We start from the raw sequence: 25,056 nt of genomic DNA, 5'->3' as shown, positions 1-25,056 counted from the left end.
TTTAAAACAACTTTCTTATATCGAACTCACGTTTTGATAGAGTAGCCATTTCATCGGCAGAATGTCCTTTGCCTAGAGTGAATACCGCCATCTGAATAAAGGAAGGCAATGAATCCCAAAACTCCTGAGCGGTCACGAAGGGGATGTAAATATGCTCGTCGTCTTTCTCGCTCTGGTCTTCGTCTGCTAGACTGAATTCCCTAATCAAGAACTGCTCTCCTCGCTCTGTAGTTTGCGCAAGGTTGGCATCACTCTTTTTACCTATGGTTTCCGTATATACCCCGAAGCGCAAATAGCCTTTCAGCTTCATCAGTTCATCGACAACACGAGTGGCGGCAGCTGCTTTTTCGTCGGCAGACAAGACAACTTCCGAATTGGAAGCGAACAACTTCTGGCATTCGATAAGCACGGAGGCTGGCACAAAGCCAACAGCCATCTTGAAAATACGTTCAAGACAACTGAAGTCGTTGCGCTCCACCTTCATCATATCCGGGGAGAAGCGCGAGTATTCTTCTGTATGCTCCTGCTTCCACGAAAACACACGTTCCATGGCTTCTCTCATGGCATTCTTCTGGGAATCCTCAAAAGGTCTCATATCCGTTCTCCTTTGCTATGTTCTACTTCTTTTCCAAGAGTTTAAGAAGCATCTCTGTTTTCTGCTCCTCCGTCATGTTCTTGATGTCCTCCACTGTTACTTTTGGCTCCATATCCAACAATTTGCTATTAAACTCGAACATTGTTTCCAACGGATATTGAGCAATGTATCTTTCTGTAATGGTCTTGTCTGTCGAATGTCCCATACTCTGTGAAATATACCTGTCCTCTACTTGGGCATGGGTTAGATTTGTTCCGTAAGAATGCCTGCACCATGTTCCCGATGGGCGAACCTCCCAATTTAATACATCCTGAGAGATTTTGATGACGCGGTCTTGCACATTTGAGTTCTCCTGAGAGATTCGTTTGCGCTTAATAGCCTTATGCGTAGCACCCTGAAGAATGTCAGGGAATACGAAGCCATTTAGAACTGGTTCTGCGGCAATCTCATCAAGAATTTTCTGTAATGGTTCTATGATGGGGATTATTATTTCACCGCCCCCTTCTGTGCGATTTCTGGTCTTCACCCGTTTGAACTTGAATGCTTTCCTGCCCGAGTCGAAATAGAATTTCGAATACTTAAGTTCGGCTGCATCGGCCATATTGAAACCGTTACACAGGTATTGGGCAAGGAACAATCCCAATGAATAATGGGCATTTTCAACATAACCTTTCTTCCATGTGTCAGGATAGCGTTTATCTATAAACACCCGATACAGTTCTGTCATCTGCTGGACATTTAGGTAGTGGTTCTTCCTTGTGTCGCCGACAGGTATCGCTACGAGCTTCTTTTTCTTGACATTAGAAAATGGATATTCTTGATTAGTAAGATAGCCCAGCGATACGCATTCATTCCAGACGGCACGACAGTTTCGGAGATAAAGACCTCTTGTTGCCTCTCTTATTTGACCGATCATCTCACCTTTCTCGTTCAATACACCATTCTGCATTCCGTTGCTCCAGTATTCAATATCCTCCTTCCCTACCTTAAAGCCTGTAATTGGCCTGTCCCAGAGAATCTTTTGAAATGACTTCATGGCACACTCGTATGACTCAGCAGTGGTGTATTGCTCCCCATTGTTGTTGGTCCTAAAGAAATTAATCCTATCCTGCCATACGCTAAAGAAGGAAGCTTCCTTGGATGTGTCTACACCCGTTATGGCAGTCTTAATTCTATCGAGCGTCAGACTATTTCCCAGACGCTCAATAAGCTCTACTTGCCTCTCAAAGATGGCATCAAATTCCACCTTCTTGTCATAGAGTTCTGAACGAACCGCCTTGGCACTGAGCGTACATATCTTTGAAAAATCCTCTTTCGTAAACTCGCCAGCCACAAAGTTGTACCATGACTTTCTGTCTATGGTGTAGCGCATTGCGACAGGAAACGTGTTTCTGTCTTTCTTCGGATGACGCTTGTCAAGGATGAGCGCATAGGTGCAAATTCCGAATCTTGCGCTCTTATAAGTTGTTTCTAATTTCTTTGCCATTTCTGCCAATAGTCTGGAGGTTTCAACTTCACATTTTTCTCTATTTTGGGAAAACAATGGGAAAACAAGTACCCTCATTTTCTTCCAAAATCCCATATTTTCCGATGATTATCGGGAAAACAAAGGGAAAACAGAGACGTTTTGATACGGGGTTTTACAGAGTATCATAAACTGGCACAAAGATAGTAACTATTTGCTAATCAGCAATAAAGTTTATATTAAAAATCACAAAACATCAATCTGTCTTACTCATAATCTGGAGGTCCCTGGTTCAAGCCCTAGCTGGTCCACTATAAAAGGAAAAGAGTTGCAAAATCTATGCAACTCTTTTCCTTTTATAGTGCCCTTCAGGTAACTTTTTTGAGACAATTAGACTATGTTAATGTAATTTCTTATATCGAATTCATCTTTACTTAAAAGTAAGATTGCTCGTAAAAGGCTCTTTCTCTTCAGCAAGGGTTTCGTTATATCACTATCTCCGAATGACTTGCTACTGCCAATAATAAACAAAACAAAGAGCAATGATAACAAAATATTCACCTTTAGCAAGAAAGAGAAAACTATTCGCCTAATAAACCTTTGCCGAAGTGTTATCTCTCTTGTTTCTTTATGATACTTGAGGGGGGATAAACAATTAAGGCTGTGTTGCGATATTGCGACACAGCCTCTTTTATTTCTTTGTTTTAACGTTCAATTGATGTTACGATATTGCGTTTTCTTTAATGCTCTTACTGTAACAGATAAACTCGCCCTCGTCGCTGAAGAAGGGCTTTGCATAGACGCCCACTACTGCCAAGTCGGGGAAGCAAGCCTTTATTTGGCGCAAAGCTTCCTTGTCTTCCTTTGCACGCTGCATAGGTACGATTACTACTTTCGATGTTTGAATGTAGTTGATGTATGCCCAGCTCATATCTTTGGCATCGCGGACACCTGCGCAAGACGAATAGCTGAGTTCCACAACCTCGTAGCCGTCGGCTTCTAACTTCTCTTTCAAGGTTGCTGCCACTTCTGCATTGTACTCTGCACAGTTGGTCATCAGCACGCGTTTGTTGCCAATGTAGCGCACAAGACATTCCACGTGGTCTGCCATCTTTCCGTTATTGGCAAGCCAAGAAGGTTTCAAAACCTTACAAGTATGCGTTGTAGGGTCTTCAACGATTTCGTGCTTAACATCGTATATGTCAAGTACCATGCACAATTTGTTGTAAATTGGCATTACGTTACTATCGTTTAAAACTTCTGTTGCGAAGTAAACTTTATTTGCATTCAGATGTTCAGAAGACACTCTCTCCCCCGAAACCTTTATTGCTTCCAAGTTCTCCATATAGTATTTGTGTGATATTTTTTATTAAATTGTTATAGTAATAGAATCGATGCAAAGGTACAAATATTCCAATAACCACCTAACTTTTTTGCAATTATTTGCTGAAAATGTTTCATTAATAGGTGTTTTCTGTCATTTTACCGCTATTTTTAGGTTTTACACCTTATATATATGGGTGTTTTCTGAATGGGTTAATTTTTATAACAGATACGTGTATGTAGCGTTAAAAAGATATAAACAAGACAGAGTTGCTTGGGTTGTTTCCAGTATTTTCTATACTTTTGCAAAGTATCTGATGCAATAAACAGGCATTAAGATGAATGTTTCGGGGCATAAAATCCCTACGGACAGAGAGGATTACGCATACCAAAATCACCCTTAGAGAACGCAAACAGAACTTAAATGAGAAGAACAAATCTTTCGAAAATGCTTATGGCGTGGATGTTATTGATAACGTTCACGACTGTACTTGCTATAAAAGATTTGCACTTCCACCACAACGAAGAGGTTCACATAGAGAAACTGGCTACCACGAACAATGCGGAGGTAGGCGCATCTTGTTTTGTCTGCGACTTTACGATGCACAAAGCCGATGCAGTGAAACTGTTCAGCTTTGTTCCGATAACGGTTTGCACCCTCTTTCACAAGCCTCAAGCGTTAGAACCCATTATAGTTTACAGGTCGGTAGAATCGGTAAACGCACACGCTCCTCCCTTTTTTGCTTAGTTTCTAAATAGTTTTTAGAACGCTTTTTATGCTTGCAACACGTTGTGTTTGTAGGCTTTGCTGTATTGTCATAGTGCCTTTTTGCACATCGTTGTATATGCCTGTGAGGCTATATTATCAAGTAGATACCGCACTGTTACGCTGCTTTGCAATACAGAGAGAACAGCATTTAACCATTTATTTTATTATTATTTCATAGTGAAGAATATGAAAAAGCTCGTCTACACAGTTATGGGCGTAGTGGGATTGTATATTGGCGTGCCTGCAAACGGCTTTGCGCAGCAACCGCAAAATAATGTTACGGCATACGCAGATACTACAATGCAGAAAGCCCACCTTATGGACGAAGTGGAAGTAACCTCCACTCGAAAACTCGTTAGCAACAATGTTGTAAGTTCACAGCTTAACAGTCAAATCATAGAACGCTCCATGGGGCAGTCGTTGGGTGCGATGTTGGAACGTGTCAGCGGTGTCAGCTCCATTCAGACAGGCAGTACCGTGTCGAAGCCAGTTATCCACGGTATGTACGGAAATAGAATCTTGCTCGTCAATAACGGTGCCAAGCTTACAGGACAGCAGTGGGGTGCCGACCACGCACCAGAGGTTGATAAGAACAGCAGCTCGAAGATAGAAGTTGTGAAAGGGGCTGAAGCGGTGCGATATGGCTCTGAAGCCCTCGGCGGAATTGTGGTAATGGAACAGGATATGTTGCCTTACGGACAGAAAAGAGCAAGCGGAAAGCTGTCGAGTATGTACGGTTCTAACGGCTATCGCTATCAGGTGGTGGGCAATACCGAAGGTTCTATGCCCTTTCTGCCCTCGTTGGCGTGGCGCATTCAGGCTACTTATGCCAACAGCGGCGACCAGCGGTCTGCCAATTACCTGCTGAACAACACGGGAACACGCGAGTTTGACTTTTCAACGGCATTGGGCTATCGCCATAAGAACTTCCGTATAGAAGGCTATCTCAGTCGGTACGACCTGAAGTTAGGTGTGCTATTCAATGCTCAAATGGGCGACGAGGACTTGCTTGCAGAGCGCATCAAGATAGGAAGACCAGTCGATATAACACCTTATACACGCCACATCGACTACCCATTCCAGCACATTATTCACACAAACGCCACGCTGAAACTGTTCTACGATAGCGAGAAGTATGGCAGATTCTATTGGTTGGCATCGTTTCAGAAGGACGATAGGGAGGAAAATCGCATTCGACGTATGAACCTTTCCTACATTCCAGCTGTGAGCATGCACCTTAAATCGTTGCAGAACCATTTGCGTTGGCGCAAGAGTTATGGACTTTGGGAAAGCGAAATAGGTGCGCAGCTCACCAATACAAGCCATTCCAACCAGCGAGGAACAGGCGTTGTGCCCATTATTCCGAACCATACGGAAACCCAGTTAGGGGCTTACGCTTTCCAAAAGTACGAGCGCAACAGGCTCGGAGCAGAGGCAGGCATTCGTTTCGATTGGCAGGACACGAAGGCAGCAGGCTACGACTGGACGGGCGACTACTATGGCGGGCATCGCACTTTCTCTAATTTCACTTACAGCATAGGCGGCCATTACCATGCCACCGACAACCTGACGCTGACTTCCAACTTGGGTTTGGCATGGCGTGCGCCCCACGTTTTCGAGCTGTATAGCAACGGCAACGAGTTGGGTTCGGGACGTTTCGTGCGTGGCGACTCTACTATGAATTCCGAGAACAGCTACAAGTGGGTTACATCGGCTGAATATCGCAGCACGTTTCTTGATGTTCGGCTCGACGCTTACTTGCAGTGGGTGAAGAACTACATATACGACCGCCCGATGAAAGGCCAACACGTAACGGTTATTTCGGGCACTTATCCATTGTTCCAGTATATGCAAACCGATGCGTTTATTCGGGGAATAGACCTTGATTTGCGCATTCGTCCTCTTGCAGAAGTGGAATATCATTTCGTTTCGGCAATGATTTGGGCAAACGAAAGACATACAAACAACTACTTGCCCTATATTCCGTCGTTCCGTTTCAACCACAGTCTGACATACACCCCTAAGCTTTCAGGAAAGTTTGCGCCATGGTTGGAACTTAAACATCGCTTCGTTGCACGCCAGCACCGCTTCGATGCAGCCACCGACCTTATCGACTTTGCACCTGCATCTTACAGTTTGTTTGGCTTTGAAGTGGGAACAGAGTGGAAAATAGATGCGCATAACGCTCTCAGAATATTCGTTTCAGCCGACAATATTTTCAATAAAGAATATAAGGAATATACCAACCGCGCACGATACTATGCGCACGACCTCGGACGAGACATCAGGCTCACCTTGGGTTGGAAGTTCTAAATAAAGACAGAAGTATAATAAGTAAACAATAAAAAGTAAAAAGATGAAAATTAAAAACAGTATTTTTCCTATTTTATTAGGTATGCTCAGTATTGGTTTCTTCTCTGCTTGCAATCCTGAAAAGCCAGAAGACGAGAAAGAAAACAAGTTGCACGAAGACCCTACACAGTCTGTCTTCACACTCACAGAGGGCAAACTGCGCAGCGGAGCAGCATTCGAGAATATGCCACAAGAGGCAGATTTCGTGCCGACAGGCAATGTTCAGAAAATCGTTTGGGAAGTTGTGAAAGGCGAAAACTTCAAGACAGGCGACGGAGGACAGACCAAATTCGTTGTAAAAAACACGAAGAAGCACCCCGATGTGGTTTATTCCTTGCGTATGGACTACTACAACGCAAAAGGAGAACACATGAATCACCAGTTCTACGATAACGAACAAGACAAGATTCACCAGCATTTCTTTATGTATTATGTAAACGACGGCGCGGCCAATGTATTGGTAAGAGACCGCACAAAACTGCCTTACGAATACACTTACGCCGATTCATACAAAGGAAAGTTCATCGGCGAAAGCAACCCTATGGGCTTTTTCGGTTTCATACGTTTCTTGCAGCCAGGCACAAAGTTTAACTTGAAAGTGGCTTTGATGCACTCTGGCAACTTAACAAAGTTCGGCAAAGACGGCAAAGCCTCTCCTTTCTGGGCACCATCGCCCTCTCAGCTGAACAAAGCCCTGTGGGATTTGAGTGTCAAACTTCCCATAGAGATAGAAGACTGATAAGGTCTTAAACAATAAAAACTTATATAACAATAACCCATTAATAAAAAACAATGATGAAAAAAGTATTTAAATCTATGCTGTTCGTAGCAATGAGCCTTATCGTTGCTGGCGGATTTACAGCATGTAGCGAAGACGAAGTAAAGCCAACAGATAAGACTAAAGAACTTGTAGGCCCCAAACCTGCAAAGGTAGTAATCAACGTTTACGAAGGACACCTGCACGGCTATGGAGTTTTCCATGAGAATAAAATGTACGATGGTGTTAAGAAGATGGACGCACCGCAAGTGTTTGTCTTTACAATGCAAAACGGGAAATGGGTAGCTGACGCTAAAAATCCTCCTTACCTCTATGCAATGAGCTACAATCAAATGCATAACTCTGAAGCAACTGTGAGCCACGCATTGGACATTAAATACTACGATGAGGCAGGAAACTTAATCAACGGTCAGTTCATAGAAAACGGAAAGAGCGACCATTATCAACATTTCTTCGTGGTAGAGAACCAAAAGGCATTCCCCGACTTCGACAAGAAGCTCGACAATCCTGCCAACCGCGAGTTTATGCGCTACGATTATATAGACCCAACACCTTGGAACGAAACCATTCACAGTGGGAAAGCACGTTATAACGGACTTAAAGACCCACTCGGTTTCAAAGGTATCGCATCGTTTGGATATTGCCGCCAGACTTGCAATCTCAAGATAATGTTGATGGAAAGCCACAATAAGAAGAATGTACGCCTAAAGGACTTAGAGTTCAGAGATAATTGGGGAAAACCCGTAGAAAAGTATTCGAAGATTCCTGATTGGACTCCTACACCAGAGCAACTCAAAAACGAAAAGTGGTATCCTACGATAACCATTCCTGTAATGGTTTATATGGACAGAAGCGAATTGGGCGAGGGCGAAGCAAACGTTACTTTGGATATGAAGGAAGACGAAGTTCCTGCTTTCTTCAAACGTCTCATCAACACATTGAAATTCAGCTTTAACATGACCTATAAAGAAGCACTTACCGAGCTATACTATCGCTTGAACGGCGAACCTGCACCACACGACAACAGCGGTTTCTGGTTCTAAGACAGGAAAAGACATCTCTTTGAAAAAGTTGAATAACATCTGAAGGCGAAAAAGATTATCTCATCAAAATAGCCTTACAGTATCTAAAAATCAATAATCCCACAGTCCTCATACCCTTTGGACTGTGGGATTATTTCGTTTTTGCCCCGCTTCGACAGGACTCTTTGTAGTACTTTCATATTTAAAGAATCCTTTATTCTTAAGGATTACACGGACATTTGGGTAACCTTACGACACGTAAACTAATACAAATTTACAATATTTCTTGAATAGAATCATAGTGAGGGGCTTAAAAGCCCCAACATATACAGCACTTTGTGCAACCACTCAAGATGTTGTAGGACATGTTCCCTTATTCTCCATACTCTATAAGGGATTGTACGGACTGCCGCCTGCACTCCGTAACTCCTTTGTCGAAGTTGCCTAAGGCTCTTAACTTATTGGAATAATACGACTACTCCGATTAATATCATACAAGTAGTTGCCATTATTATCAATACAGACTTTAAGTCAATCATACTATTGCTTCCCAGGGAAAACTGAACATTGACAATTTACTTACATGTAGAAAAATATTTATTTACACGTAAAGAAATATTTACATACACGTAGAAAAAGAATTATTTACACGTAAAGAATTTGGTAGTGTGATGTTTTGGCAAGATAAAAGTGTAGAGAAACAAGCTCGGAATACACTAAAAAACAGGTATGGGAATACTTAAAAATAGGCAGAGAATATGTTAAAGACAAATGTTGATTATTATATAGGCAACGGAAAGTGGGGCTATTTCTCTACTTTACCATCTGCATTCTTGTGCTTCTCCTCTATTTCTTTCTCCATTTTCTTGCGTTTCTGCTCTGCCATTGCTTCGTGGTAAGCACGCAAGATAGGGTCGCCGACATTGATGCCATCGAACTTCTTGAACACTTCGCGTTGCTTTCTAACGTGTTCTTTGTCGCGCCTGAGACGCTTGTCGAGCATTAAACCTAAGTCAAAATCTCCTACACTGTGTTGTGGAGCCTTCTCAAGAATGTCGCGTTTCGGTAGTTTTTTCAACATTTCTCTGCCGTTTACGATGTGCTTGCCCCATACCACAACTTCGTCAAGATAGTTCTTTTCGGGAAAAAGAAATACTGTATCTTTCAGCACTTCTGCACGTGTCAGCGTTTCGGGGTGATATTTGGGACAAGAGAAAGTTGCAGTTTCGTAGGCATCGGGCAAGCGCACAAGTCCCCGATAGTCGGTCTTGCCAAAGTGTTTTCCATCTACGGCAATGGCAACGTTGCGGATAGGCAGACTGGTTGCACCGTCGCAGACCTGCACTTGCTGGGCATAGGCGGTGGGAAAACTCGTCAGTAAGATTATGAATAGTAAAATTCTCTGCTGCATAAACTATCAATTTGCCGCTGCAAAATTACGGTTTAAATCTTATACAGAGAGTCGGTTGCGTTGCAATTACTTGTAAAAATAATAAACAAAAGTAAACAGGCAACGCACTAAAGGTAGAATATGGATTCGTTGCCCATATTGAAAAGCAGGTCGAGAATGCTGAGATTGGGCTGAAAACCTATCTTTTGCTCATATACCTGATAGTAGGGTTTGGGCACGAAATCGGCATCAGCGAGGGGGCGTTTCGGGCGTATCGCCTCTCTGAAATCGGCATAAGGCAGAGCGGTTTCGCCAGCTTTGTCCATTGGTAGAAACTCTTCGGTAGGACGAATGTCGGGCTGTATGTCGAGCAATTCGCAGAGTGTATGGGTGATTTCTATATTGAAATCGAAAAGAAACTTCCATTTCTTTTCATAGAAAGGGCGAATATCGTCTTGGTAATACTCGAAGAACGGACTTTCGCCGTAAGCCGACAGCAGTGCGTTCCAATGCTGATGACGCCAGTTGTCGTGGTCGCTGATGCGCACATCTTTCATTTCACACTTCACGTCGTCGAACTTTTCTACGGGTATCGACAAGGTTTGCACGCCGTTTGCCGTAGCTATCACACAGCGGTTGCGATAGGTTTGCTTCACGAAATGGTCGTGTTGCTCTATCAGGCACACATCGTATCGGTTCAGTTTCTGATACCACTGAATGGGCGCAAAGCAGGCAGAAGAAAGCAGTGCTGGCATAATCGAATTGTTGTAAAGGAAGAGATGGATAAAAAGAAAATAGCATTGTCGGGCAAGTCTGACCCGTCAGACCTTTCAGACAATGCTATCTTGTTCGCAAATATGATATTACTTTATGTTATCAACCCATTTAAACAGGCGGCTCCAACGTATGCCACCGAAGCCACGACGGTCGGGGTCGCTCGACCACCATACGAACAATGGCTTGCCCACGATGTGGTCTTCGGGCACAAAACCCCAATAACGGCTATCTGCAGAGTTGTGTCGGTTGTCGCCTTGCATCCAATAGTAGTCGAGTTTGAAGGTGTACGACGTCGCAGGCTTGTCGTTAATGTAAATCTTTCCTTGCTTTACTTCGAGCTTGTTGCCCTCGTAAACCTTGATGCAACGCTCGTAGACAGGCAGGTTGTCCAATGTCAGTGCAATGCTCTTGCCCTTTGCAGGAATCCACACAGGACCGTAGTTGTCGCGCGTCCATACTTTCCAGCCAAGGTCGGAATTGCGCGGATAGTTCGAACCAGAATATATATCCTTGTCGGTTACGGGGCGTATTGCCTTCACTATGCCACGCTGTTTCAATGCAGCCACGGCACGTTTGGTAAGCGGCATATAGCCATCGTACTGCAAGGCAGCCTGATTCAGCACCAATCCCTGCTCTACATCAAAGCCGTGCAGGCGGCTGAGGCTTTGCACATCTTCGTTGCTGATGCCCAATTCCTTGCGGAAGTCGTCGTATTGTTCGCCCAACAGGTCGGCAGCCGTTATGTTGTTGAACTTTACCATATAGGTATATTGCACGTTTTCGGGCTCTTTGTTTGGCTTTCCGTTCAAATATACAATCTTATTCTTTATCTGCAAGGTTTGTCCCGGCAAGCCAATGCAACGCTTTACATAGTTTTCGCGACGGTCGGTGGGGCGCGAATCTATCTCGCCGTACGTCATTACGTTGTTGGCTATGTAGTTTCTGCCGAGCGCATACGCCTTGTCGTAGAACGCGCGCTGCTGTAATGCGTTCTTATTGGCAGTTGCCAACTTCGGATTTTGCTGCATCAAGAGGCTCGTTCCTGCTTCGTAGACCATACGATAATAGTCGTCTGCCTGGTATTGGGGCTCGCTCATAATGGTGTCGCCCGCAGGATAGTTGAACACAACAATATCGTTCAGCTGCACTTTGCCCAATCCTGCCACGCGGCGATACTCCCAATGTGGAAACTCTATGTAGCTCTTTATGTTGAAGAACGGCATCGTATGTTGTGTAAGGGGCACCGTAAGCGGTGTCTGTGGTATGCGGGGACCGTAGCTCAACTTCGATACGAAGAGGTAATCGCCCGTGAGCAACGACTTCTCAAGCGAAGAAGAAGGTATCACATAGTTCTGGAAGAAGAAAAGATTGATAAAGTAAACGGCTACAAGGGCGAAGACAATGGCATCTACCCACCCCATTATGAACTTCACGGGACCGTCTGAATTTTTCCACCATTGCCACTTTATCTTCTTCGTAATATATGCATCGTAGATAAACGGCAACACGATGAGCCCCCACCAGCTCTTCACCCAAAGGAGGAAAGCGAGGTAGAGCACCGATACTATAATACACTTTGCCCACTGTTTCTTGGGGTCGAGCTTTGCTTTTTCTTTGTCAATCATTGGTTATAAAATTATTCTTATGTCAGTCCCACGCTGTGGACGTTGTTATTTAGAATTGAAACAAATCGTTTGTAGATAGCAGTCCGCTATGCTCTTTTGTATATTCGGCAGCCAATACAGCACCCAAAGCAAAGCCTTTTCGGTTGTGTGCATCGTGTGTTATCGTAATGCTGTCGGCTTCAGAGTCGTAGCTTATGCTGTGAATACCGGGCACTTCACCTCGTCGGACAGAAGCTATCGGGAGCACGTCGGCAGGCATTGGCTCTGCTGAAGTAACGCTACCGTCGGCAGCAACTTGCTTTCCTTTTGCCCATTTCGCCTTGCGGTCGATGTTGTCCAATATGCCTTCTGCCAGCGTAATGGCTGTTCCGGAAGGCGCATCAAGCTTGTGAACGTGGTGAGTTTCCTCCATTGCCACATCGTATTGTGGGTATTGGTTCATTATCTTAGCCAAATAGCGGTTTACCGCTGCAAAGATAGCCACCCCGATAGAGAAGTTGCTTGCCCAAAACAAGGTTTGTCCGCCCTCTGTGCAAAGGCGTTCCACGTCGGCTTTGTGCTCGTGTTGCCAACCCGTAGAACCGCTAACCACCTTCACGTTGTGCGCAAAAGCTTTTAAATAGTTGCCGTAAGCGGCTGTTGGAGTGGTAAATTCGATGGCTACATCGGCAGCTGCAAAAGCTGGAGAGTCGAACTCTTCCTGATTGTCTGCATCTATTTTGCAAACTATTTCGTGGCCACGCTCAAGGGCAATCTGTTCTATCATATGCCCCATTTTGCCGTAGCCTATTAGTGCTATCTTCATTCTTTTATCGTAATCTGTGTAGTTTCACTTTGTCGTAAAAACGTTATAAAAACACGTTTATGCTACTGCAAAGTTAGCAGAATTAGTAGATAACACAAAAAATATTCATTATTTTTAATGCTTTCGCAGCTATTCGACTATCATTTTCATACACTTTTTACATTGCATTAGACCATATTCTCACAAAAAAGTTATAATTTTGCAGCCACTTTACAGGTTAGTTTGAAATTTCAACTACCATTGAGGAATTGACTGAAGAGAATGATTTGTTTTAAGAGGATATATTTTTTGATTGTGCTATTGGTATGTCTTTGCTGTCAGGCAAAGGCGTACAGCTCGTTTAATGATACCATCAAACACACATATTCAAGAGGTTTGACCGACAGTCTGTGCGCTGAAGTAGATACCAGTATCGTCATTCAGAAAGTCGGAGATGCGCTCGAACGCATCAGCAACACCCGTTTCCATAAGATTGTTTATTCAAGTGCACCGCTCATTATAAACGGTCTCATTGTGCGAGGACAGAATAAGCACTTCCGAGGATTGCGGAACGACTACCTGCCAGAGTTTCATCGACACTTGGACGACTATACCCAGTATCTCCCTGCCGCCGTTATGCTGGGATTAAAATTGGGCGGCGAGGAAAGCAGAAGCAGCTGGGGACGTATGCTTGCTTCCGATGTGCTGTCGGTAGCAGTAATGGCAAGCATCGTAAACACGCTGAAACATACCACCCACGTGGAGCGTCCTGATGGCACAGACAGGCACTCTTATCCTTCGGGACATACTGCAACGGCTTTTATGACCGCAACGATGCTGACCAAAGAGTACGGGCACAAAAGCCCTTGGATAGGCATTGGGGCATACACCGTAGCCTCAGCCACAGGTCTTATGCGCATGGCGAACAACAAGCACTGGCTGAGCGACGTTTTGACAGGTGCAGGAATAGGCATTCTTTCTACGGAGTTGGGCTACTACTTTGCCGATTTGATATTCAAAAAACGTGGACTGAACAATGTAAACAACAATGAAACGTTCGACAAGATGCTAAACCCATCGTTCCTTAGCTTGAACTTTCAGATTAGCTTGCCGTTAGGTTCGTACCCCATTGGGCAACATTCGGAGTTTAAAGTATCGTCGGGCTGCACCTCGACTATCGAAGGTGCTTACTTCTTTAATCCGTATGTAGGCGTCGGAGGAAGAATTGGGGTTACACGTACTTCGGTTATCGTAGACAAGGTGAAGGCTGAAGACAATGTTTTCGATGCATGGAGGATAAGTGGCGGTGCATATTTTTCCTACCCACTTTCGGAGCGTTGGCTCGTTGGAAGCAAGCTTTTGGCAGAGCGTGTGCACTATCCCGACTTGCAGCTAACGAACTATTTAATCGACTCGCAACATAGTTTTGCTTTCGGAACAGGGCTCTCGCTGACGTTCAGAGCACGCCGACGCTATGGCATTCGCCTACTTTTAGACTATGACCTGATGCCTTATCGCGCACAAGGCAAGCGCACTTGTATTCATTCATTGACGTTGGGGTCAGCCTTTCTTATTACTTTTTAGCCACAATAGCACAGCGAAGAAAGGCACACAATGTATGTAGGAGTATGATTCATCACGTTCCTAACACCGAGGAAAAATGTTTTCACATAGTATTTTTAATCTTCCTAAGGTTCCTACAAACCTTTAAACTAACACGTAAAAATCGCTTTGATTTTGTAAAGATAATTCGTTAAGAAAACGATAATTTCGATTTGACGTTGCGAAAGCGGCTTTAATGTTTCACGATTCTATTTCGTTGTTTTCTCTCGTGTTAAATTTGGCGATAGATTTTAAATAGTTTTAAAGTTTGCTGGTGGCTTTTGCAGTTTGTTTATGGGTTTTTATGGTATTCTTGGATTGTCTGTTGCTTCTAAGAATAGAATGTTCTTTATTTTTGGAAACGGTCGCTTACTTGTTATAGCTGCAAATGCTGTTTCCGCTTAACTTTTGTCGCTTTTTCTTGCAGTTCTTCTTCTTTACATATCCTTATAGTTGTGTTTGGAATTACATTTCGTTTTTCGTGGCTTGTTTAGACGTTGTCAATATTACGCTTACAGTAGGTATTTTACGGCTGTTTTTTAAAGAAAAAGTTTGTTTAATCATTATTTTATAGTATTTTTGCATCGGATACGCCCCCATTTGATACCAACTTATGGGTATTGCTATATAGGGATTGCACTTTTTGGCAGACCTTGTTATGTGTGCGTTCACGAAAAAGACAATTAATTCTAACAGTTTAAATATTTAAAAAAACAAAACAATTTATGTGGTTAATCAATTCTTCTATTGGTAGAAAAGTTGTGATGTCCGTAACTGGCATTGCACTTATTCTATTTCTGACATTCCACATGTCGATGAATATTGTTGCGCTTTTCTCTGGAGAGGCCTACAATATGATTTGTGAATTTCTCGGTGCGAATTGGTATGCGGTAGTGGCTACGTTGGCTCTGGGAGCACTGACAGTGGCTCACATCGTTTACGCATTCATTCTTACTGCACAGAACCGCAGTGCACGTGGCAACGAACGCTACGCTGTAACAGGTTCAAGTCCGAAGGTAGAATGGGCATCTAAGAACATGTTGGTATTGGGTATCATTGTCCTTTTGGGTATGTTGCTTCACTTGTTCAACTTCTGGTACAACATGATGTTTGCTGAAATTGTGGGCATGCACACACAGTTCCACCCAGCAGACGGCTTCGCTTACATTAAGGAAACATTTGCTAATCCTGTTTTTGTAGTACTTTACATTGTTTGGATTTGCGCTATCTGGTTCCACCTTTCACACGGCTTCTGGTCGGCTATGCAGACTCTCGGTATCAATGGTAAGGTTTGGTTCAATCGTTGGAAGGTGATTGGTTTGGTTTACACCTCACTTCTTATGTTAGGTTTCTTGATTGTTGTACTCGCTTTTGCATTTGGCTGCGCACCAAGTCTTTGTTGTGTTGCTTAATTCATTAAATTCTAATAGAAAGATACAAGATTATGGCTAAAATATTAGATTCAAAAATCCCAGAAGGACCAGTAGCAGAGAAGTGGACCAATTATAAGGCTCACCAGCGTTTGGTTAATCCTAAGAATAAATTAAAGCTCGATGTTATTGTAGTTGGTACAGGCTTGGCAGGTGCCAGTGCTGCAGCATCGCTTGGCGAAATGGGTTTCACTGTTTACAATTTCTGTATTCAGGACTCACCACGTCGTGCACACTCAATTGCTGCACAAGGTGGTATCAACGCCGCAAAAAACTATCAGAACGATGGCGACTCTATCTATCGTCTGTTCTACGACACGGTAAAGGGCGGCGACTATCGCGCTCGTGAAGCAAACGTTTACCGTTTGGCTGAAGTGTCAAACAGCATTATCGACCAGTGTGTGGCACAGGGTGTACCTTTCGCACGCGAATACGGTGGTATGTTGGCAAACCGTTCTTTCGGTGGTGCGCAGGTATCACGTACATTCTATGCAAAGGGTCAGACAGGTCAGCAGCTTCTTCTCGGTGCTTATTCTGCATTGAGCAAGCAGGTTAATGATGGTCGTGTGAAGCTTTACACACGCTACGAAATGGAAGATGTTGTTGTGGTTGACGACCACGCACGTGGCATCATTGCCAAGAATTTGGTTACTGGCGAGCTTGAGCGTTTCTCTGCAAATGCAGTTGTTATCGCTACAGGTGGTTATGGTAACGCATACTTCCTTTCTACCAACGCTATGGGTTGCAACTGTACAGCAGCTGTTCAGTGCTACCGCAAGGGTGCTTATTTCGCAAATCCAGCGTTCGTTCAGATTCACCCAACCTGTATTCCTGTTCACGGCGACAAGCAGTCTAAGCTTACATTGATGTCAGAGTCGTTGCGTAACGACGGTCGTATTTGGGTTCCAAAGAACATCGAAGACGCTAAGGCATTGCAGGCAGGAACAAAGAAAGGTTCAGATATTCCAGAAGAAGAGCGCGACTACTACTTGGAGCGTCGCTATCCAGCTTTCGGTAACTTGGTGCCTCGCGACGTGGCTTCACGCGCTGCCAAGGAGCGTTGCGACCACGGCTTCGGTGTAAACAACACAGGTTTGGCTGTGTTCCTCGACTTCTCTGAAAGCATCAACCGTCTTGGCTTGAACGTTATCCGCCAGCGTTATGGCAACCTCTTCGATATGTACGAGGAAATCACCGACGTAAATCCAGGCGAGTTGGCTAAGGAAATCAATGGCGTTAAGTATTACAACCCAATGATGATTTACCCTGCTATCCACTATACAATGGGTGGTATCTGGGTTGATTACGAGTTGCAAACCACCATTAAGGGACTCTTCGCTATTGGCGAATGTAACTTCTCTGACCACGGTGCTAACCGTCTTGGTGCTTCTGCATTGATGCAAGGTTTGGCAGACGGCTACTTCGTATTACCTTATACTATACAGAACTACTTGGCAGACCAATCTCTTTGGGGCAAGATTCCTACCGACCACCCAGAGTTTGTTAAGGCAGAGAAGGGCGTTCAAGACGAAATCGACCGCCTTATGAACATCAAGGGTAAGCGTAGTGTAGATTCTATCCACAAGGAATTTGGCCGTATTATGTGGGATTACGTAGGAATGGGTCGCACAAAAGAAGGCTTGGAAACAGGTTTGCAGAAGATGAAGGAAATACGTAAGGAGTTCGAAACCAACCTCTTTATACCAGGAAGCAAGGAAGGACTCAACGTCGAACTCGACAAGGCTATCCACCTTCGCGACTTCATTACAATGGGCGAGCTCGTAGCTTACGATGCTATTTCACGCAATGAGAGCTGCGGCGGTCACTTCCGCGAAGAATATCAGACCGAAGAAGGTGAAGCTAAGCGTGATGACGAAAATTACTTCTACGTAGGTTGCTGGGAGTATAAGGGCAGCGATACCGCTGAGCCTGAACTCATCAAGGAACCACTCGAGTACGAGGCAATTAAGGTTCAAACACGTAACTACAAGAACTAATTTAGGTCAAAGTTGCTTTGCAACACATTAAAAAGAAATCAACGTAATGGAAAAAACAATAAGTTTCACGCTTAAAGTATGGCGTCAGAACGGACCTACTGCACAAGGTCATTTTGATACATTCGAGATGAAGGACATCACAGGTGATACTTCATTCCTCGAAATGCTGGATATCCTCAACGAGCAGCTTATCGAAGATGGCAAAGAACCTTTCGTCTTCGACCACGACTGTCGCGAAGGTATCTGCGGTATGTGTTCTCTTTACATCAATGGATACCCACACGGACCTGCTACAGGTGCTACAACCTGCCAGCTTTATATGCGTCGTTTCAACGATGGCGATGTTATCACAGTTGAGCCATGGCGTTCTGCTGCATTCCCAGTAATCAAGGACTGTATGGTAGACCGTGGTGCATTCGATAAGATTATCCAAGCTGGTGGCTACACAAGCATTCGTACAGGACAGCCACAAGATGCTAACGCAATCCTCATTCCTAAGGAAGATGCTGACGAGGCAATGGATTGCGCTACGTGTATCGGCTGCGGTGCGTGCGTTGCAGCATGTAAGAATGGTTCAGCAATGCTCTTCCTTTCTTCTAAGGTAAGCCAGTTGGCACTCCTTCCACAAGGTCGCCCAGAGGCTGCTAAACGTGCAAAGGCTATGATTATGAAGATGGAAGAACTCGGTTTTGGTAACTGTACAAACACCCGTGCATGCGAAGCAGAGTGTCCAAAGAACGAGTCTATTGCTAACATTGCTCGCTTGAACCGCGAGTTTATCAAAGCAAAACTTGCCGACTAAAGTAATTACTGTAAAGTATTGAATGGCTTTTAAAGTCCATTCAGCTTATATTAAAATCCCACAAAGCATAAGCCTTGTGGGATTTTTAGTAGTATATGAATGTGAGTTCTACGAATGGTAATTGTCTGTAAATTTGTTGTTGCTGTACCCCACTCGTGATATACAAATGTATACCACGAGTGGGGTACGAACATATACCACGAGTGGGGTGCAAGTGTATACCACGAGTGGTATATAAACGCACTATACTTGTGGGGTATAAAAGCAGTTTTGCGCACGATGAAACAACCGATAAATTCGTCGAACTCACATTAAACTATTATCTCAGCTAAAGCTCTTAGTGGGCAGAAATAACCGTAAATATTATGGTTTGATACTTAAAAAACGGTTGTGAACCAACGATTTTATTATTTTATTGTTATATTTGCAAGTCAAATAGAAATATTATTCCGATTGATAGACAATGAAATGCTTCTCTCCATATCCAATTACAATGTGCCAAAAGTCGTTTAAACACCTTGGCAGTGTCTTTATGCTTTTGTGTATGTTTGTTGCTGCGACCTTGGTTTCCTGCAGCAAAGGGGGCGACGACCCTGACGATACGCCCTCCACGAAAGAGAAAACAATCTTTGTTTATATGCCTTGGACGGGTTCAGGAAAGAACTTGTATGAATTCTTCGTGAACAATATCAAGGATATGAAGAAAGGAATCGTTGAGCAAGGAGGCTTGAACAATACCAATTTGCTTATTTTAATAGCCAACTCGATGGATAAAAGCCATCTTATCAATGTTACTTACCGCGACGGAAAGTGTTATAACGACACGCTCAAAACCTACGACGACGGTGCTATGAATACCTCCGACAAGATGGCTGCCTTGTTGAATAAGGTGGCAGAGGTTGCTCCTGCACACATTTATTCTATGATGATTGGCTCGCACGGTGTAGGCTGGATATATGCCGAAAAAGTCTCTGAATCTGTACAACGTCGCATTGCAGCAGCCCGAGATAGAAACGAGAAGATGGGATTGCCCATTACTCGACAGAGCCGTTACTTCGGTGGCGGAGCTGTTCAGATGAATATCGACGATTTGGCAGACGGAATACGACGTTCCAAAGTAAACCATTTGCAGTTCCTCCTCTTCGACGATTGCTATATGGCGAATATCGAAACGGCTTACGAATTGAACCGTGTTACCGACTACCTGATAGGCTGTCCAACCGAGATAATGGGGCACGGAATGCCTTATCGTGAGATGTGGAAGTACCTATCGCCTACGCAACCCGACTACAAGAATGCAGTAGAAAGTTTCTATAACTTCTATTCCAACTATTCCATCGGCAGCACTGACTACCATTACGGAACAATTTCTGTAACCGATTGCCGCAAGGTAGATGAAATGATGAAGGTGCTCGATGTCGTTCACAACAAGTATCGCTTGGGTACCGATGTCGGTTCAGGCTTGCAGGTTCTCGATGGCTACACCCCAGTGGTATTCTTCGATTTCGCCGATTATGTCCATCGTCTTTGCGCCAGCGATGCAGAACTGACGAAACGGTTCGACTATGCTTTGTCGCAACTTGTTCCATACGAACGCCATACCGAATATTACTTCTCGTCTTTGACCTATGCGGGCGAGCATCGCATAAATACTTGCTGCGGATTAACCATCTCTGCGCCATCTACCAACACTATGGTAGTGAACAGTAAGCCGAAGAGTCATTTCTATGTACTTTTTCGATAGCAAGTAGAACAGGCAGGTATTGATGCTGAAGAAGATTTCACTAACCGTTACGAACAAAACTTTAAAGTATATGGTAAACAACAGCGAGCACACAGAACGGATAGGTTTGTTTGTGGGAAGTTTCGACCCCTTCACCGTCGGACACGACTCTATTGTGCGTCGGGCATTGCCTTTGTTCGACAAAATAGTCATTGGTGTAGGCGTAAACGAGCGCAAACAATATATGCAAACCACCGACCAACGTGTGTCTGCCATACAGCAGCTCTATGCCGATGTGCCAAAGATAGAGGTGAAAGCCTATACCGACCTTACCGTAGACTTCGCCAAACGTGAGCAAGCCACATTCTTTATAAAGGGTGTGCGCAGCATAAAAGACTTTGAATACGAACGCGAACAGGCAGACATAAATCGTCTTTTGGGCGGTATGGAGACCTTATTGCTTGTGGCTGAACCACAGTTTGCCAGCATCAGCTCAAGCCTTGTGCGCGAACTTATACACTTTGGCAGGGACGTTAGCGAATTTCTGCCACAGAAACGATAAAACAAACGAAGAATGATAACATACAACGCAGAGGGTGTAAAGCTCCCAAAGATAGGTAAACGCGATACCACACGCTGGATAAAAGCAGTGGCAGCGACCCACAACCGTAAGGTGGGCGAGATTGGTTATATGTTCGTTGACGACGAGAAAATATTGGAAGTGAACAACGAATATCTTGGACACGACTACTACACCGACATCATTACCTTCGACTATTGCGAGGGCAACGTGCTCAATGGCGATATTATAATATCGCTCGATACCGTTCGTACCAATGCAGAAAAGTTCGGAAAGACCTACGAAGACGAGCTTTTCCGCGTCATTATCCACGGTGTGCTCCATCTTTGTGGCATCAACGATAAAGGGCCAGGCGAACGTGAGATAATGGAAGAGAACGAAAATAAAGCGTTGGCACTACGCTGATTTTGTAAAAACAATTCCGTTAAAAACTGATAACTGCGCTTTGGCATTGCGAAAGCGGCTGTTTTGCAACGCAAAACAGCCGCTTTTATCGTGTAAAACCTACGCTTTTGGAATACAAAACAATAGGTTTTGTAAGGTGTTGATATATAGCAAGTTAGGCGACACTTTCGTTTGCGAAGAATATTTACAGTTTTATTGTCTTCTTTTCGTTCATAACGTAGGTTGTTTCCATTAAGTTCCTACCGTCTTGCCGCTGTGTTTTTGGCTGCTTATAAAATACGCTGAAAGGGGTGGCAGAAAGTAAAAATATTGTTACCTTTGTAATTGTAGTAAACTTCTCCTTTAGTTATGAACTCTGGCTAAAGAGGGAATAGAGGAAAGAAAAAAGCATAAAACAAGAGTTCTAATTTATTTCCTAAACAATGTCATTATGAAGATTAAATCTTTATTGTTAGCAGCCTTAGCCTTTGTGCCAGCGGTTTTGTCGGCACAGGTAATCGAAGGCGAAGTGTTGGTGAGAGGCGACGGTGTGCCCAAAGACTACAAAATTCCGGAAGGAATACGCGAAATTGCTCCGAATGCCTTTGCAACATCATCTGTCAGAAGTATCGAATGTCCAGCTTCGCTCGAAGTTATAGGGCAGTGTGCATTCTTCTATGCTACCGAACTGAAGTCGGTTACGTTTGCACCGAATAGCAAACTGAAGACCATTGGCGAACAGGCTTTCAGCGATTGCACGAACCTTGAGACCATCGAATTGCCAAACTCGGTAGATTCCATTGGTGTAAATGCCTTCGTATTGTGCGAAAACCTGAAGAAGATAACAATACCCACAGGACTTAGAAAGCTTTCGCGCAGCACGTTTATGTCTTGTTCTAACCTTATGAAAGTGAAGTTCCCTGAAACGCTGAAAGAGATAGACGAAACCTGTTTTGCCAACTGTGTTTCGCTTACCTCGCTTACGCTTACGGGCGTAGAAACCATTGGCGAGCGTGCTTTCTACAACTGCAAGGTGCTGACTAACGTGAAACTGAACGAAGGTTTGAAAGAAATAAAAGACAATGCTTTCCAACGTTGTATCGCTATCGAAACACTCGAACTTCCTGCATCGATAGAAAAAACAGGCGCAAAGTTGTTCTTGCAATGTCCCGAATTCGATGGTTTCACCGTTGTTGCAGGCAGTAAGTATATGATGGCAGACGGTGGCGTGCTCTATTCTAAGGATAAAACCACGCTCTACGAGTGCCCACAGACAGCGAAAAGCGATAACTTCGTTGTGCCAGCTGAAACAAAATTAATCCGCTCAATGGCGTTTTTCGAGTGTCAGGACATTAAGGCGATAACACTCCCTAAGAACCTTGAAAAGGTTGGTACGGGCGCATTGTCGAACAACGGTATGGCAACGTTCAACTTTACTACGAACGACTACTTGATTTACGAGGACAATGCGCTTTATTACAGAAGCCAAAACGGCAACGGACTCTACCTGATGGCAATTCCTTGCAAGAGCACTAAGACGGAGTTCTTGCTTCAACCAAAAACCTCTTACATAGCCGATTATGCTTTTTCTTACAACAATAGTATGCAGAAAGTAAGCCTGCCCGATTCTGTAATAGGAGTTGGTCCACGTGCTTTCTATGCCTGCCACGGCTTGAAAGATATTTATAGCTATCGCGAAACAGCTCCTACTCTCGGAGAAGAGGTATTCGGCGATGTTGAATTCAATAAGGTGTACTTGCACGTAAGAAAAGGTTCGGAGAAGTCGTATGCCGACAATAACTGGCTGTTCTTATGGGGCGACAATATCGAAGGCGACTATCCAGACGTTGTAGATGCAATAAAAGGCGTTACAACTGCAAGCGCAGACCTCACGGTTGTCAGACTGAGTGCAACCGAAGTGCGCTTAACAGCCGATACCAATATCAGTTCGGTAGAGCTATACAATGCTGCTGGTGGCTTGGTAAGCGAAAACAAGCAAGTCGGCAGCAACGAAGTTGTGCTTACTCTGCCTCATCGTGGCGTCTACGTTGCTAAGCTAAGGCTTGCTAATGGCAGCGTAAAGGTCGTAAAAATCTAAGCAAAGAGTCAAATAAAACGGCTTCTGTGAATGTTTCACGGAAGCCGTTTCTCTTTTCTTTAAACGTATTTACACCCAAGTATTGTTGCCCTATAAAGCTGCAAAAACGGCACACCGACAAATTATTTACGTGTAAATAATTATTTTTCTACGTGTAAATAATTATTTTTCTACGTGTAAGTAAATGTTTCTTTACGTGTAAAGAAGAATTTATTTACACGTAAAGAAATTGGGAGATAAAATGATTTGCGGGCTTATGTGACATAAGCTCAGTATAAGAAAGTAGTTTAAAAAGTTATAAGAGTGAGAAAATCGTAACTTTGCACTTATATAAACGTCTTCATTCAAGTCTTGTCATTTTACTTCCTGCTATAAATATAGTGTATTAACATAAAAAAAAATAAGGAAACACTGAGGCGTATGAAAGAATTTATATATCTTTGTAAGGTCAAGATGGAACTTCGCAAAAGTTGCCCTTGACAGAGTTTTAATCAATGTATAGACTATTTAAAACGGGGAATACTATAAATATAAGAAGTAAACGAGAAAGCATATGAAAGTAAATTTTGAAGAAAAAACATACGAGAGCTACTTTAATATTGAGCTGTCTAATAGAAGTGATACCTTCTTTCCGCCAGGACAAATCTTAGAAGGTCTTTTGGGGTTTGATAGTTCTGTATTAACGAGAGATAATCAGTTATGGAATTTGTTCATGTCTATGTCAAATAGTGCTAATAATCGTGGAATAGATTTGCATAAAATAGCTGAAGAAATGGAAAACTTTGAAAGCTCTTGGCTGAAAAAAATTCCAAAAATAAAAGTAAATGTACTATTCCAATATAAAAAGCCAGAATATATATCTAGTGCTAGGGGAAAGGAATGGCATTTGTGGGGAGAGCCTTATTACCGGTATGAGATTTATCAAAAACAGCAAGAACTATTAATGCGTATTAACCAAAAGCTTGAGAGTAAAGTCCTCATTTTATATGTATCACCAGCATTATACGATATAAGAGAACTTTTAGAAGCACATAAAGCGAAAAGAATTATTGATTTCTCTAATTTTCAAAAGGTATCTGCATTATATGGACATCATTGTAACACATATATAAAAGCAGGGAATTATTCGATTGCTAATAGTCAACCAAAGAAAATTGATAATATTGCTTTATTAAAAGAATTAGAACAAATAGAGGATAGCAATACAGGTAGTAATATCAAGTTTATCATCAATTTTTGCACACAAATTTCAAACATTATGAGTGAAGATAAATATTATTCTAAACTTTTTAATAAACTAAACCAGAGATTCGATTATTTAAAAGAAGATTGTTTGCTTGTTTATAACTATATAATGTTATATCATTTTAGGCTACTTACAGGAATACAATGCTTGATGCAGTGTCATAAATTAGAAAAATAGAAGTATGAATGCTAAATAATAAATAGAACATCTCTATGGCATCGAGCTTTGTACTATTGGGAGAAACCCGATGCATATAAAGATGAAAGTGAGCAGTTTCTGATTATTTTTAGGCGTAATGGATATTAAAGAGAACT

The 25,056-nt window shown here is 43.2% G+C and carries 20 protein-coding genes; 13 read left to right on the top strand and 7 right to left on the bottom strand.

Annotated elements, in window-relative coordinates; genetic code table 11:
• Position 1 precedes the first annotated feature (1 nt).
• The 3 genes from BWX39_RS01610 to BWX39_RS01600 form a co-directional block, all read right to left on the bottom strand.
• Positions 2 to 595 (bottom strand): hypothetical protein, encoded by a 594-nt coding sequence (locus BWX39_RS01610; RefSeq protein ID WP_147285766.1) that lies wholly within the window; start codon positions 593 to 595, stop codon positions 2 to 4.
• Between the two features lie 22 nt (positions 596 to 617).
• Positions 618 to 2,081, bottom strand: a complete 1,464-nt coding sequence (locus BWX39_RS01605) for a site-specific integrase (RefSeq protein WP_036860572.1) — start codon at positions 2,079 to 2,081, stop codon at positions 618 to 620.
• Positions 2,082 to 2,781: 700 nt separating this feature from the next.
• Positions 2,782 to 3,273 carry an agmatine deiminase family protein gene (locus BWX39_RS01600; protein WP_244271489.1) on the bottom strand — a complete coding sequence of 164 codons (492 nt, stop codon included), beginning with the start codon at positions 3,271 to 3,273 and terminating at the stop codon, positions 2,782 to 2,784.
• A gap of 534 nt (positions 3,274 to 3,807) precedes the next feature.
• On the opposite strand from BWX39_RS01600, the gene BWX39_RS01595 reads away from it, so the two are divergent.
• From BWX39_RS01595 to BWX39_RS01580, 4 genes are all read left to right on the top strand, one after another.
• The gene (locus BWX39_RS01595) at positions 3,808 to 4,131 is read left to right on the top strand and encodes a hypothetical protein (RefSeq protein WP_028905610.1); all 324 of its coding nucleotides are present in this window, start codon (positions 3,808 to 3,810) and stop codon (positions 4,129 to 4,131) included.
• Positions 4,132 to 4,338: 207 nt separating this feature from the next.
• Positions 4,339 to 6,465: a TonB-dependent receptor gene (locus tag BWX39_RS01590; RefSeq protein WP_028905609.1), complete on the top strand. Its 2,127-nt coding sequence runs from the start codon at positions 4,339 to 4,341 to the stop codon at positions 6,463 to 6,465.
• 43 nt (positions 6,466 to 6,508) lie between these two features.
• The gene (locus tag BWX39_RS01585; protein WP_036860561.1) at positions 6,509 to 7,243 is read left to right on the top strand and encodes a hypothetical protein; all 735 of its coding nucleotides are present in this window, start codon (positions 6,509 to 6,511) and stop codon (positions 7,241 to 7,243) included.
• Positions 7,244 to 7,296: 53 nt separating this feature from the next.
• Positions 7,297 to 8,325, top strand: coding sequence for a hypothetical protein (locus tag BWX39_RS01580; protein WP_036860559.1), 1,029 nt, complete (start codon positions 7,297 to 7,299; stop codon positions 8,323 to 8,325).
• A gap of 784 nt (positions 8,326 to 9,109) precedes the next feature.
• On the opposite strand, the gene BWX39_RS01575 is transcribed toward BWX39_RS01580, so the two are convergent.
• From BWX39_RS01575 to dapB, 4 genes are all read right to left on the bottom strand, one after another.
• Positions 9,110 to 9,715, bottom strand: coding sequence for a hypothetical protein (locus BWX39_RS01575; RefSeq protein ID WP_028905606.1), 606 nt, complete (start codon positions 9,713 to 9,715; stop codon positions 9,110 to 9,112).
• Positions 9,716 to 9,822: 107 nt separating this feature from the next.
• The gene (locus BWX39_RS01570; RefSeq protein ID WP_028905605.1) at positions 9,823 to 10,449 is read right to left on the bottom strand and encodes a WbqC family protein; all 627 of its coding nucleotides are present in this window, start codon (positions 10,447 to 10,449) and stop codon (positions 9,823 to 9,825) included.
• 108 nt (positions 10,450 to 10,557) lie between these two features.
• Positions 10,558 to 12,096 (bottom strand): S26 family signal peptidase, encoded by a 1,539-nt coding sequence (locus tag BWX39_RS01565; RefSeq protein WP_014709125.1) that lies wholly within the window; start codon positions 12,094 to 12,096, stop codon positions 10,558 to 10,560.
• A gap of 49 nt (positions 12,097 to 12,145) precedes the next feature.
• Positions 12,146 to 12,901 carry a 4-hydroxy-tetrahydrodipicolinate reductase gene (gene dapB / locus BWX39_RS01560; protein ID WP_028905604.1) on the bottom strand — a complete coding sequence of 252 codons (756 nt, stop codon included), beginning with the start codon at positions 12,899 to 12,901 and terminating at the stop codon, positions 12,146 to 12,148.
• 261 nt (positions 12,902 to 13,162) lie between these two features.
• Here dapB and BWX39_RS01555 point away from each other — a divergent pair, with 261 nt between their 5' ends.
• From BWX39_RS01555 to BWX39_RS01510, 9 genes are all read left to right on the top strand, one after another.
• Complete coding sequence (locus BWX39_RS01555; protein ID WP_244271488.1) at positions 13,163 to 14,464, top strand: phosphatase PAP2 family protein; 1,302 nt, start codon at positions 13,163 to 13,165, stop codon at positions 14,462 to 14,464.
• Positions 14,465 to 15,207: 743 nt separating this feature from the next.
• Positions 15,208 to 15,894 carry a fumarate reductase gene (locus BWX39_RS01550; RefSeq protein WP_028905602.1) on the top strand — a complete coding sequence of 229 codons (687 nt, stop codon included), beginning with the start codon at positions 15,208 to 15,210 and terminating at the stop codon, positions 15,892 to 15,894.
• Positions 15,895 to 15,926: 32 nt separating this feature from the next.
• The gene (locus BWX39_RS01545) at positions 15,927 to 17,909 is read left to right on the top strand and encodes a fumarate reductase/succinate dehydrogenase flavoprotein subunit (protein ID WP_028905601.1); all 1,983 of its coding nucleotides are present in this window, start codon (positions 15,927 to 15,929) and stop codon (positions 17,907 to 17,909) included.
• Positions 17,910 to 17,955: 46 nt separating this feature from the next.
• Positions 17,956 to 18,711: a succinate dehydrogenase/fumarate reductase iron-sulfur subunit gene (locus tag BWX39_RS01540; RefSeq protein WP_028905600.1), complete on the top strand. Its 756-nt coding sequence runs from the start codon at positions 17,956 to 17,958 to the stop codon at positions 18,709 to 18,711.
• 463 nt (positions 18,712 to 19,174) lie between these two features.
• Positions 19,175 to 20,455, top strand: coding sequence for a clostripain-related cysteine peptidase (locus BWX39_RS01535; protein WP_028905599.1), 1,281 nt, complete (start codon positions 19,175 to 19,177; stop codon positions 20,453 to 20,455).
• A gap of 70 nt (positions 20,456 to 20,525) precedes the next feature.
• Positions 20,526 to 20,996 (top strand): pantetheine-phosphate adenylyltransferase, encoded by a 471-nt coding sequence (coaD, locus tag BWX39_RS01530; RefSeq protein WP_028905598.1) that lies wholly within the window; start codon positions 20,526 to 20,528, stop codon positions 20,994 to 20,996.
• A 12-nt stretch (positions 20,997 to 21,008) separates the two neighbouring features.
• The gene (gene ybeY, locus BWX39_RS01525) at positions 21,009 to 21,419 is read left to right on the top strand and encodes an rRNA maturation RNase YbeY (protein WP_014709139.1); all 411 of its coding nucleotides are present in this window, start codon (positions 21,009 to 21,011) and stop codon (positions 21,417 to 21,419) included.
• Between the two features lie 430 nt (positions 21,420 to 21,849).
• The gene (locus BWX39_RS01515; RefSeq protein WP_028905597.1) at positions 21,850 to 23,496 is read left to right on the top strand and encodes a leucine-rich repeat domain-containing protein; all 1,647 of its coding nucleotides are present in this window, start codon (positions 21,850 to 21,852) and stop codon (positions 23,494 to 23,496) included.
• Between the two features lie 553 nt (positions 23,497 to 24,049).
• On the top strand, positions 24,050 to 24,919 hold the full coding sequence (locus tag BWX39_RS01510; RefSeq protein ID WP_028905596.1) for a hypothetical protein: 870 nt from the start codon (positions 24,050 to 24,052) through the stop codon (positions 24,917 to 24,919).
• Positions 24,920 to 25,056: the final 137 nt, after the last annotated feature.

Source organism: Prevotella intermedia ATCC 25611 = DSM 20706 (assembly GCF_001953955.1).
GTDB lineage: Bacteria > Bacteroidota > Bacteroidia > Bacteroidales > Bacteroidaceae > Prevotella > Prevotella intermedia.
The sequence above is the reverse complement of the archived record's forward strand: the minus strand, read 5'-3'. Positions and strand labels throughout refer to the sequence as shown.